The organism is Succinimonas sp. (genome assembly GCF_045225735.1).
GTDB lineage: Bacteria > Pseudomonadota > Gammaproteobacteria > Enterobacterales > Succinivibrionaceae > Succinimonas.
This window is the reverse complement of record NZ_JBGVBR010000281.1, coordinates 1-12,706: the sequence shown is the minus strand read 5'-3', so window position 1 is coordinate 12,706 and position 12,706 is coordinate 1. Positions and strand designations below refer to the sequence as shown.

6 protein-coding genes are annotated in these 12,706 nt (G+C 43.0%); 5 read left to right on the top strand and 1 reads right to left on the bottom strand.

Translation table 11 applies throughout. The features are described 5' to 3' along the window. Positions 1-174: 174 nt before the first annotated feature. Complete coding sequence (gene barA / locus ACJROR_RS10230) at positions 175-3,147, bottom strand: two-component sensor histidine kinase BarA (protein ID WP_406546970.1); 2,973 nt, start codon at positions 3,145-3,147, stop codon at positions 175-177. Positions 3,148-3,341: 194 nt separating this feature from the next. Here barA and rlmD point away from each other — a divergent pair, with 194 nt between their 5' ends. The 5 genes from rlmD to ACJROR_RS10205 all read left to right on the top strand — a co-directional run bounded on the left by rlmD (position 3,342) and on the right by ACJROR_RS10205 (position 12,631). Continuing rightward, positions 3,342-4,703, top strand: a complete 1,362-nt coding sequence (rlmD, locus tag ACJROR_RS10225) for a 23S rRNA (uracil(1939)-C(5))-methyltransferase RlmD (RefSeq protein WP_406546969.1) — start codon at positions 3,342-3,344, stop codon at positions 4,701-4,703. A 617-nt stretch (positions 4,704-5,320) separates the two neighbouring features. Further along, a complete protein-coding gene (locus ACJROR_RS10220) occupies positions 5,321-8,371 on the top strand; it encodes a type I restriction endonuclease (protein ID WP_406546968.1) in 3,051 nt (1,016 codons plus the stop codon). Between the two features lie 11 nt (positions 8,372-8,382). After that, positions 8,383-9,975: a class I SAM-dependent DNA methyltransferase gene (locus ACJROR_RS10215; protein WP_406546967.1), complete on the top strand. Its 1,593-nt coding sequence runs from the start codon at positions 8,383-8,385 to the stop codon at positions 9,973-9,975. Beyond that, positions 9,962-11,233 carry a restriction endonuclease subunit S gene (locus tag ACJROR_RS10210; protein ID WP_406546966.1) on the top strand — a complete coding sequence of 424 codons (1,272 nt, stop codon included), beginning with the start codon at positions 9,962-9,964 and terminating at the stop codon, positions 11,231-11,233. Before ACJROR_RS10215 ends, ACJROR_RS10210 begins: the two co-directional genes overlap by 14 nt. A gap of 384 nt (positions 11,234-11,617) precedes the next feature. Further along, positions 11,618-12,631, top strand: coding sequence for an SWIM zinc finger family protein (locus tag ACJROR_RS10205; RefSeq protein WP_406546965.1), 1,014 nt, complete (start codon positions 11,618-11,620; stop codon positions 12,629-12,631). The last annotated feature ends 75 nt before the right edge of the window (positions 12,632-12,706 follow it).

The window sequence follows — 12,706 nt, the reverse complement described above, 5'->3', positions numbered from 1 at the left end:
CAGTCAGAAGAAACATCTCAGGATCGGGACATAAACTTTGATCTCTGAATGCTTTCCGCCCCAGAGCTGACAGCAAAGCCAGCGGGGATCTGACGCAAACCAGACGGAGAAGAGGCACGAGACTGCTTCTTCTCCGTTTTTCTTTTTACCGGGCTTTTACCGGCGAAATCTATGCTACTCCAGCTGCTTCAGCCATGCCGGGCTTTCCTTTTCAATGCGATCCAGATTATCCTCCAGCTCCAGAAGCTCGGGTTCGCATTCCTCTTGGCTCTGGGTTTCCCGGAGTATTGATTCAATGGTGTTACACAGCTTCTTAATGCCGGGCATGCCGCTGTATACGGCAGAACCGGCGAATTTATGAATGATCTTAGCCAGCTCCAGGGAGGGAATATCTTCCCGGCGGGACAGTTTTTCCCGGAATTCCGGCAGGGAGTCCAGAAGCATGGTCAGCATTTCCCGGGCCAGATCCTTCTTGTTAGCGGAAACCTTCAGGGCCGCAGTCAGAGTCCAGATGGCGTTGGCATCTTCTGCGCTCCCGGCGGTCTCAGGCTCCGGCCGATCCTTTTCTGCCGGAAATGAGCCGGTATTCTGAGCCAGAGCCGCTCCTTTGGCGCCGCAGTATTTATGCACCAGATTCCGGAGAGCGCTCTCATCCAGCGGCTTTGACAGCACATCGCTCATGCCTTCCTTGATAAAACGCTCCTGCTCCTCAGGCACCGCCAGAGCGGTAACAGCCACCACCGGTGTTTTTTGATTCTGGGTGGACTCCCGGATATTCTTCATGGTCTCCAGACCGTCCATCCGCGGCATTTGGATATCCATAAAGATAAGGTCAAATTCCGTATGGAGACAAAGCTCCACCGCTTCCTCGCCGCTTTCCGCGGTGTAGATATTGGAGGCCATTTCCGAAAGCAGGGTTTTTATAAGGAGAAGGTTGGCCCGGTTGTCGTCCACGGCGAGAACAGTAGCCGGAAGAAGCCGGTGCCGGTCGGCGATGCTGATGCCGGCATCAGGCGCCGGGGAGGCGGTTTCCAGAATCCGGGAATAATCGGTCGAGCCGTTTTTAATGGTGTAAACGCCGGCCGGAGCTTCCTCTAAGGCATTCTCCTCCGGAATTCCTCTCAGGGCATCCAGGAGGTTTTCAGGAATTACGGGCTTGGAAATCACCGAGACTTTGGGGGAGAGCCTGCTAAGCTTCTGTTTTACCATCTCGTCCATGGTGTTTACCGCAATCACCACCCGGTCAAGCTTTTTCAGGGAAAGGTTTGTAAAGTCGGCATAGAAGTGGTTGTAATCAAAATTCTTGCTGAGCCCGATAATGAGGTAGCGGCATTCATCACGATCCGGGAGGGATGCCACCGGAGCCAACTGGGACAGGGGGATAACGTTGAGATGCCAGTCCTCCAGCATTTTCTTAAGAGATTCCCGCACCCAGGTATTGGCCTCCACCAGTACGATCTGGCGGTGGGTCAGGCTGTCCAGCTCTTTCGGCACCGGGAGCCTGGAAAGCTCTCCCTTCTTGAGCTCCAGGTTGAAGGCAAAGGTGGTTCCTTTGCCCTTGGAGGAGGAGACGCTGATCTGTCCGTGCATTTCTTCAATAAGGTGCTTGGTGATAACCAGGCCGAGGCCGGTGCCGCCGTACTTTCTGGCGATGGAGGCATCCGCCTGGTTGAATGCCGAGAAGAGCTTCATCTGCTGCGCCTCGGTAATGCCGATACCGGTATCCCGCACCTCACATCTGATCCAGCAGGAGTTTAGGGTGCTTTTTCTGGAAGGATCCGGTTCGATTATCAGGGCCACGTTGCCGGTTTTGGTGAATTTTACGGCATTGCCAATGAGGTTGGTCAGGATCTGGCCGATTCTGAGAGGATCTCCCATGAGGTTTTCCGGCACCGACTTGTCGATGGTAGCCGTAAGCTCCAGTCCGGCCTCGTGGGCTGCCGGAGTCAGGATGCGGATCACCTCGTAGGAGATTTTCTTAATGGAGATGGGGATGTCCTCCAGAGTCAGTTTGCCGGATTCCAGTTTGGTATAGTCCAAAATGTTGTTCACAATGCTGAGGAGATTCCGGGCGCAGCCCTCAATGGTGGTCAGATACTCTGTCTGGGTGCTGGTGGCCGCCTGCTTTTTCAGCTGCTTGGCGAAGCCGATAATGCCGTTCAGCGGGGTTCTGAGCTCATGAGACATATTGGCCAGGAATTCAGATTTTGCCCGGGTGGCCATGGTGGCATCGGAATTTGCCTTTTTAAGGGCTTCGTTCTGCTCCTCGAAGCGATCCAGCGTCTTGCGGAGGTCGTTGGTGGCCGTATCCACGCTGTACTGCATTTCGTTTCTGAACTCCTGCATGGCGCTGGTCATGGTGTTGATATAGGAGCGCAGCCTTTCCAGCTCTCCCAGCATGGTGCCGTCAACCTTGACGTTAACATTGCCCTCTCTTATGGCATAAATGGTAGCGCTGAGCTTGTTTATGGGATCCACAATCACGCTGTTGAGGTTAATGCCGAACAGCAGGGCCACCAGAATGCCGGTGAGTATCAGGCAGAGGGTGATAATAAGGTCAGTATGGGATTTTATGATGGCGCTTTCGGACAGGATATAAATGCTGACATATCCCGCCAGGGGCCGGGGATAATTTATCTGGGGATCGGCTATTTCAGCGGCTTTATTGCTTTCCTTGCTGTCCTGTGATAACTCGGTGTCATAAAGAGTCATGAGACTGGCTTCGTCATAGGCGTATATGGGCATTCTCATGATAAAGCCGTCATTGCGGTATTCCACGGTGTTCATGCTGGAGATGAAGGGCTTTTCAGCGCTCTCAAGATCCAGATAGTTCATTTCCGGGGAAATGTTGGAGGTGGCCATCATTTTGTTGTGGCGATCATAGACCGCGATGGCGAGGATTTTGGCGCTGTTCTGACGGAAGGCCTCGTTGATGAGCCCCTGTACCATGGCCTGTTTTTTTTGCTGGATGGCAAAGCTCAGATTGGTGCTCAGGGGATAGATGATCTGCTCTCCTTCATGGACAAGGCGGTTATTGATGTTCAGATAGCTGGTAATGGTAAAGAAGGTGGCGAGTCCGACGCCTACCAGAAATACCGGCAGTATGGAAAACAGCAGAATTCTTGTGCGGAGGCCGTGTCTGTTCATGGGAACCTTCAGCTTGGGAAAAACGCAGCAGGGGGCAGCCCCGGGGGTTTTTACGGTATAATCTGTCAAAAGCTTAGTGCAATTTTAACAAGAATAGCCTTGATTAAACCATTTATTAAAGCAAAAACAACGGGCGGGTTTGCGTTCTTCGGTTCTCTCCCCACTGCTCTGTTAAAGTCATAAGGTCTCCGTTTATGGTCAAGTTTTATAAGCCTGAAGCAAAAAAAGCATCTCCCAAGCATTTTTCGGTGGTGATTACCGATGCCGATATCAAAGGAAAGGGGCTGGGCAAAAGGGAGGACGTCACCTGGTTTGTGTCCGGGGCTCTGCCAGGGGAGGAGGTGGTGGTCAGAGAGCTTTCCAGAAAGGGCAATGTCGGCGAGGCGGAGCTTATCAATGTTCTTAAGCGTTCTCCGGAAAGACAGGAGCCGGTCTGCCGGTATTTCGGGAAATGCGGCGGATGCAGTCTCCAGCATATGTCGGAAAGGGAGGAGCTTCTCTGCAAGGTTAACGGCATCAGGAGACTGATGAACAAGGTGTTTCGGCTGGAAATTCCGGAACCGGACAGAGCGGAAACCGGCGCCCGTTACGGCTATCGGAGATCCCTGAGGCTGTCTGTTCAGGGGGATCGCCGGGAAATTCACCTGGGCTTCCGTCAGGAGAAGAACTGCAAAATCGTTGAAATCACCGAGTGTCCGGTGCTGAAGGAGGAGCTTTCGCATTTGATCACTCCCCTCCGGGAGACTCTTCTTAAGCTTTCCAACTACAAGCTTATCGGGCATCTGGAGCTTGTTTCCGGCAACAATGGCAAAGCCGTGCTGGTAAGAACCATCAACGTGCTTCCGGAATGCGACGAGGAGCTTTTCCTGGAATTCGGAAACCGGGAGAAAACGGCGGTGTACCTTCAGATCCGTCATGAGAAGGGCCGGGAGGATCTGGTGCAGCGGGAAGAGCTTAAGTTTCTTAATCCGGAGATTTTCGGGGGAGAACGTCTCTGGTATGACGATGCCGGCGTAAAGGTGTCTTTCACTCCCGGAGATTTCATTCAGGTTAACGGTGAAATGAATGCCCGGATGGTGGCTGCGGTGACGGAATTTCTGGATCCCGCTCCTGATGATGAGATTTGGGATCTGTTTTCAGGAGGCGGAAATTTTGCATTGGCACTGGCCGGAAAGGTGAAGCATGTATACGGCATTGAGGTGGTGAAAAACATGGTTCAGGAAGCCGGGATGAATGCCGAGGCTCTGGGGATTTCCAATGCGGAGTTTATTCTGCAGGATCTTTCCGATGATTTTGAGAAGACCGTCTGGGCCAAAAGTCAGGTGAACAAGGTGCTTTTGGATCCTGGCAGGCAGGGCGCCGACAAGGTTATGCAGCATCTTATCAGAAAGAAGGTGCCCCGGGTGGTTTATGTTTCGTGCAATCCCCTGACCATGATCCGGGATTTGAAGCCTCTTCTGGAAAACGGGTATGTTTTTGAGAAATGGAGCGCTTTCAATATGTTTCCGAACACGGAACATGTTGAGACGGTAGTTCTGCTATCAAAGGGAAAATAAGGGTGTTCGGAAAGCTATGAAATCAAAGGATTTGAGAAGTTTGATGCTTTTTTGAGCATGGCTGTAAAGAGCGATTTTGGCTGTATGTGAAAACATATCAAGGCGGAGAGATACAGCATAGTTGTGGCTACTATTTTGTTGGCACAGATTTCTTTTTGGTTTGGGCGTAGTGGTGGCTCTCGGTTTGGAGTTAGGGAGTGACGTTAGTCCTCCGCCCTGTTTGCTACCTGTCTGTCCGGAAAACCCCTAGCGGCGGTGTGAAATATGAGCGTAATTTTTAGTTGGGACTGCAAGTGGGTTGGGCGATCATGAATCATTATGATTTCGCGGGTGGTGAAACCCTCGACTACGACTGCACAACGAGCCTCAATATCAATCTTGCCCTCAATTTTGTCTACGTGCGTCTGATTCTTGTTCAAACAAAGCACGTTTTTTAGTAAACTTAATGTGGTAATTTCATTGCTCCATAGCTCATTTCAGACATTCGCAAGAGTTTAAGGAAATGACTTTTTACCTTTCAATTTTTTTATGCATGTAGTTAAGGCCGTCACACAAGGTACAGAATAGCCTTACTCTTAGATGTGAATGTTCAAATATTCAGAGAAGGATGATTATATATGAAATTCAATGAGGATAGCAGAGTAAAGATTCCAGCATTAATACATTTTTTGAGGCTGGGTTATAAATATCAGACAAAAAAGAATCAAAATATTGATTTAAGGAATAATATATTTGTTGATATTTTTAAAAAATCGGTTGAAAGCATAAATAATAAGGGATATTCCGACAAAGATATTCAAGAAACAATAAAAGAGATTGCTGATATTACAGATAATAGTAGAGATAAAGGACAGGCTTTTTTTGAGCGCTTAAAAGCATATAGTGAAAAAATGCGCCTTATTAATTTAGAAGCCCCCGAAAATAATGACTGGCGTGTTGTCTCGGAATTGCCCTTCAAAGGTGAAAGAGATAATACTTTCAGACCAGATATTACTATTATTGTAAATGGCATACCACTTGGTTTTGTTGAAGTAAAAAAACCGAACAATCAATATGGCATTCAGGCTGAGTTTAACAGAATGAATGAACGACTAAATAAGCCGGAATTAACACATTTTTTTAATCAGTTACAAGTGCTGGGGTTTAGTAACAATCAGAATTACGATGATGAAGCTAAGACTAAAAGATTAGGTTCCTTTTATACAACACCTAATGATGCTAAACATACTAAGTTCAATCATTTTCGCGAAGAGCAAGAAATTCCGGTAATGGATTTTGTTTCAGAAGATGATATCACAACTGTTTTGTCTGATAATAATATCATGTCAATCCGCCATGATAATGAATTTGAAGAGAATTTATGCAAGAGTACTCCAGCAAATTCTTTTATTACTTCAGTATATAGTCCACAGCGGTTCATGTTTTTCATCAGATATGGGATAGTATACGTTGATTCACCCATGGATGGTTTTAACAAACATATTATCCGGTATCCACAGTATTTTGCACTACAATGTTTGATTAATGACCTTGATTGCGGTACACACAGAGGCGTTTTGTGGCATACTCAAGGTTCTGGTAAGACTGCTTTTGCATATTTTGCCACAAATATTTTAAGGGATTATTATCAAAAGAAGCGTGTAATAACAAAATTTTATTTTGTAGTTGACCGTTTGGATTTGCTGAATCAGGCAAATACAGAATTTTCTGCACGTGGAATGACAATCGCGTCAATAAATAGTAAATCAGATTTTGTTGATAATATGCAGAGCCCAGTAGTTATTCCCAATGATTCACAGCGCGGACAATATAAAGAAACCATGAATGTTGTTAATATTCAGAAATTTTCAGATGATAGTACTGCGATACCTACTGCACATATCACCGTTCAGCGTATTTACTTTCTTGATGAGGTTCACCGAGGATATAAGCCTAAGGGCACTTTTCTAGGCAATCTTCTTGGTGCTGATAAAGATGGTATATTTATTGGACTAACTGGAACACCTATCCTTGAGACTGTAACAGACCAAGAAGGTAAAAAGTATAGACGACCTAAGAGAGACTTTAAAACTACTGACTTGTTCAATAAATACATACATAAATACTATTACAACAAGTCAATTGCGGATGGATATACTTTAAAAATAAAGAAAGAAGCAATTGATGTAAAATTCCGTAATGATATTAGAAAAATGCTGGAACTTGCTAATGGACAAATCATTCCAGCAGAAAAATGGAACAAAACTTTGGCTTGTGACCCATTTGTTGGACAACTTTGCGAGTATATTAGAGATGACTTCAAAATGTTTGAAGAGACTATGGAAGATGATAGTATGGGATTCATGATTGTTGCTACATCATCTGAACAAGCAAAAAAAATCCAAAAATGGTATGAAGATAACACAGATATAAACACCGCACTTGTTCTACATGATGAAGAAGGCAATAAAGAAAAGCAGGAACTATTTCGAGGAAAGCGCAATAACTCCACTGGAGAAGTAGAGATTAAGTATAAAGGTGTTATTGTGTTTAATATGCTTCTTACAGGGTTTGATGCACCAAGATTAAAAAGACTTTATTTGCTCCGTACCATACGCGAACATAACCTCTTACAGACCTTAGCCCGTGTTAATAGGCCTTATAAAGCCATGACATACGGTTATGTTGTGGATTTCGTAGATGTTACAGAGGAATTTGAGGATACTAACAGGAGATATCTCGAAGAACTAAGAAGTGATATCGGAGATGATGAGGATGTAAAGGATGTTGATGACATCTTTGTAGATGTAGAAGAAGTTAAGGGCAAGATTAAAGATTTGGAAAACAGACTGTTTATCTATATGGGTAATATAGAAAACAACCTAGAAGCATTCAGAAAACAGATAGAACCACTTGATGAGAAATCCGTTAGGGAAATTGATGGATGGCTTGTGGATTATAAAGGATATTATAACGAATTAAAAATGTCTCATGTTGATGTATCTGCTATTCCGATAGAGCGTATCAAAATGGCATCTTATGAGACTGCTAGACGTGTACAGTTGTTGATTGCTGAACATATACTTAACCATGATAATGGTGGTGACCTGATTGATTTTACAGACCTGATTGTTGAATTTATAAAGACAGGAGAAGTCGACCTTGATTTTACATCAGAGCAAGATGTTCTTGATATCATAGGTCAATACACTAACGCAGAAAGTTCAAATACTGACAAGGACGACCATGTATTTAAGGATATTCATAATAGATATAAGCAGGCTATAAAAGATTTTAAGGATAATGCTGATACTACATCAAAGGTAAAAGCTTTTCTTGATAGTATTAAAGCCCTGACAAAAGAAATGCAGATACTTAATGGAAATAATACAAGTCTTGCTAATCTATATAACGGTAGTGAAGAATACATGAGAATCCATAAAAGATTAGTGGAGAGCTATTCTGAGAATCTTGATAATACAAAGGCTAAAAATATCATGACCAAGACCATATTTGCCATAGAATCTGAACTTGGCCATATGCAGCACCCATCGCATGGAGTTATTGTCAGAAGTTTGCTTAGACCAGTACGTGAAGCTTTGGTGGTAGAGGGATTTAATGATGTATCACGTAGACAGGTTGAAAACATTATCTATCTGTTTATAGATGACAAATTTAGTCAAGAATAGGATGGTCAAAAATGAGCATTGAAGAATATCTAGATAATATTAAAGGTATGATTGATGACCTTAAGGCAATGACTTCTGATTTAGGTCTTAATAATACTGGAGATGAATACAAAATTATCAGTGAGTTATTCACATATAAGTTTTTAAACGATAAGTTGGTTCAGGAGTTTGAAAACAGAGAAAACAAAGATGAGAATTATCAAGAATTTATCGACTTTGCAGATGCAGATACCGCGAGAATAAATGAAGAATATCTACTTAATAATCTGTTTCAGCGTCAGAATGAGCCGGAATTTCCAGCGTTATTTGACCAAGCTTTTACTGATATTAGCGAGCTTAATAAAGAGATTTATTCTATTGAGACAACATCAGGAACAAGAAAGCCATTGCTAGAACCCCTTTCTGTTTTTTTGAGAGATGAAGATAAAGAGGCTGAGCTAGCAAAAAGGTCAATAAACATACTTAATAAATATACATTCATAGGTATATATAGCAAAGGATGGGATTATTTTTCAACCATTTTTGAGTATTTGATAAAGGACTATAACAAAGATTCTGGTTCATATGCAGAGTATTATACGCCTGCATTTGCTGGAGCTATTATGGCTAATATTCTTTATAATGATACGCCTGTTGACCGTGTATCAGTTTATGACCCTGCAGCTGGGTCAGGTACTTTATTGCTTTCTATGGCAAATGCTATCGGAGTCAAAAACTGCACGCTGTATAGTCAGGATAGGTCTCAGAAATCGACACAGTTTTTGAGAATTAATCTTATTCTCAATAACTTGGCTCATAGCTTGGCGAATGTCATTGAAGGTAATACTATGACTAAACCTTCTCACCTGAATGGTGATAAACTCAAACAGTTTGATTTTATTGTATCTAATCCTCCTTTTAATGTAGATTTCAGTGCTGATGTAGCCACAATGCAGACAGACCCCTATGGCAGGTTTTTTGCTGGAATACCCAACATACCCCGGGTTGATAAAACAGATATGGCAATTTATCTAACCTTTTTGCAGCACATAATGGCATCATTAAGTGACAAAGGGAAAGCTGCTGTAGTTGTACCAACAGGATTTCTTGATAAGAATAAAAGGGCTTCAAAGATAGCATATAGTATCAGGGAGAGGCTGATAGAAAATAATTGGCTTGTAGGAACAATATCTATGCCAAGTAATATTTTTGCAACCACAGGAACAAATGTATCAATTCTTTTTATTGACAAGGCGAAATCAGATGAAAGGGTATTTTTATTTGATGCATCTCGTTTTGGTGAAAAAGTGAGTTTAAGTGATGGGCAACGGACTCTTTTATCGGAGGAAGAAATAAGCCGAATAATTGAGATATTTAAGACTAAAAAAGAAATAGAAGATACTTCTGTATATATTGATAAAGCGGTAATGAAAGATAAGAGTTATTCTTTCTCGTCAGGGCAATACTATCAAGCAAAGATGGAATATGTTGAATTGTCAGAAGATGATTTTAAAAATGAGATTTCTGCACACAAGACCAAATTATCAGAGTATTTTAAAGAAGGCTCTTCTTTGCAAGAACAGATACTATCTGGATTGGGAGAACTGATTTATGATGAAGTGTAAATTAGGCGACCTATTTGAGATACAACAAGGATATGCTTTTAAAAGTGAAAAGTATATTGATAATAGTCCCTATCTTTTATGTACGTTGGGAAATATAGGTGAGGATAATCACTTTAAATATGTTGATGATGGTAAAAAAAGTTATTATCCAGATGATTTTCCACACGAATACATCCTTGAAGAAGGGGATTTGATTATTCCACTCACAGAACAAGTAATAGGTTTGTTGGGGAATACTGCTTTTGTTCCACATACTGAAGGATATCAGTTCGTATTAAATCAGCGAGTCGGTAGAATATATCCATACCAAGGGAAGGCGGATAAATATTATCTGCATTATCTGCTTAAATCTAACTTGGTAAAAAAGCAGATAGAAGCAACGGCATCTGCGACTAAGCAAAGGAATACTTCTCCTGATAAGGTATATGATGTCGATGTATGGGTGCCGGCTTACGATGAACAAATCAAAATCGGAAAGTTTATGTACCTACTTGAGCAGAAGTATAATGTAAACCAAAACATAAATGATGAGTTGTTTAGTATTGCTAAAGGTATTTTTGATTATTGGTTTTTACAATATAATTTCCCGGATGAGAATGGGATGCCATATAAGAATAATAAAGGAGATATGGTATATTGCAAAGAATTGGATATGGATATACCTTGTGATTGGAAGGTGGGTAGTCTTTACAAAATAGCGGATTTTATAAATGGTTTAGCTTGTCAAAAATATAGACCAGCAGAGGGGGAACCCTTTTTGCCAGTTATCAAAATTACTGAGATGCATGATGGTATAACTGATGCAACAGAACATGTCTCAATAAATATTCCTGAAGATAAAATGATTTTTGACGGTGATATTTTATTTTCATGGTCTGCGTCATTAGAAACAATGTTCTGGTATGGAGGGCCAGCAGGGCTTAACCAGCATATTTTTAAAGTTGTACCATTAACAGGATATAGCTTTTATACATTTATGCAACTTAATGCGTATATATCGAATTTCCGTCGAATAGCACAATCCAGAAAAACCACTATGGGACACATAACGGCAGAACACCTACATCATTCAAAAATTGCAATACCACCAATAGAGCTAATAAAGAAATATGACGAGAAAGTAGCAGTAATATTTCAGCAAATCAAAAAGAATAATGCTGAAAATCTATATTTAATGAATTTGGAGGATTATTTATTGCCGTTAATTATAAATGGTCAGGTAAAATTTAATAGAATGAAAGACAAAGATGAAGTGTAAATTACAGGGACAAAATCCGCGAGCATAATCGGAATTTGGGCTTGGTCAGAAGAAATGCTATTCATGATCAGGCAATGCCCTGGAATTTTAAGAAGTCCTAGAGCACTGACTTTATACCTGATGCCTTTCTTTCAATCCCCGGAGTCCGGAAAAGCGCTGCCAGGCAATGCTTCTGAAAAATGTGTTCATTTTATTTCGGGCTTATTTCGGGAACAGTACCTTTTTTGATGTCTCAATATGGGATAAAATTACCCGTCCCTGCTTTCACATCCCGCAATATTTGCGCTTTCACTGGTGTTTTGCCGTCCGAAGTTTTGACAGCCCTGCGCTGCGAGGGATGTGAACGGATCATACTGATTTGAGAGTTTATGGAATTTTTACAAAATGACGCTTGCAAAAAATGAATACGGCACAACTTGGTGGGGTGAAAGATGGCTTAACGCCCTTACCGGTATCGATTACGAAAACCGCATTCCCCGCGGCTTTGCCTACGCTAATGAAGGAAAGGTTAATTCTCCGAACCTGGATCCGGATCAGAACATGATCAAGGCCCGGGTGGAAGGTCAGTATGATCCGTTCTATTCTGTAAAAATCCGGCTCCCGAAATTCACCGAGGAGGAAAAGACGCGTCTTCTGGATGCTATTGCCGAAAACCCGGTGATTCTGGCGCGTCTGTCGGCGCGGGAACTGGCGCCGGAGATTGACACTCTGGCTCGGGAGCAGGGGATAAACATTTTTCCCGAAAAGTGGAGCGATCTTAAGGCATCATGCTCCTGTCCGGATACCGCAGTGCCCTGCAAGCATATTGCAGCGGTAATCTATAAATTCAGTCAGGTGATTGACGCCAACCCGTTTGTTATTTTTGAATTAAAGGGGCTGGATCTGGTAGCCGAGCTTGCCAAGCGCGATGTCAATATTGGTCAGGTAGAGGAATCCGAGATGCCCACCTGGGCGGAAATAATTTCCTCCCGGAATTCCGGACTTCAGCCAAGCTCCATGGACGAGTTCAGAAAGGCCACCTTTAAGGAAGTTCCGGAGCTTACCGATTCCATAGTGGGACTTTTCAAGCCGTCTCCTGCAGGTTACATACAGGCCAATCTCAGGGATGCGATGAAGGAATGCATGCAGCGCGCTGCCAGACTCGCAGATGCTCAGCTTAAGGATAACGAGGATCGGGATCTGCCGTCCTATGATACCCGGAAACCGATTCTGGCTTTTGATTCCTGGGGCCGGATCAGGCTTAATGAGAGCTTTTCCTGGAAGACCTATTCCATGGAAAACAGCGGCAGGGAGGCCACGGTTTATCCGTTTGCCGTCTGGAAGGAAAAATATGACGGCGCGGCTTATTATGAAATGTTTTCCGGTGCCATTAATCAGAAGGCTCTGGAGTGTACCTAGATATTGTGGGTTTTCTTAAAAACTGGTATAATCCTCCATATGGTCAGTTCAATATGAGAGGATGCTATGAACACA

Coding starts and splice junctions, on each gene's coding strand:
- ACJROR_RS10215 (WP_406546967.1), top strand. CDS start 8,383: ATGAGCATTGAAGAATATCTAGATAATATTAAAGGTATGATTGATGAC.
- barA (WP_406546970.1), bottom strand. CDS start 3,147: ATGAACAGACACGGCCTCCGCACAAGAATTCTGCTGTTTTCCATACTG.
- ACJROR_RS10220 (WP_406546968.1), top strand. CDS start 5,321: ATGAAATTCAATGAGGATAGCAGAGTAAAGATTCCAGCATTAATACAT.
- rlmD (WP_406546969.1), top strand. CDS start 3,342: ATGGTCAAGTTTTATAAGCCTGAAGCAAAAAAAGCATCTCCCAAGCAT.
- ACJROR_RS10210 (WP_406546966.1), top strand. CDS start 9,962: ATGATGAAGTGTAAATTAGGCGACCTATTTGAGATACAACAAGGATAT.
- ACJROR_RS10205 (WP_406546965.1), top strand. CDS start 11,618: ATGACGCTTGCAAAAAATGAATACGGCACAACTTGGTGGGGTGAAAGA.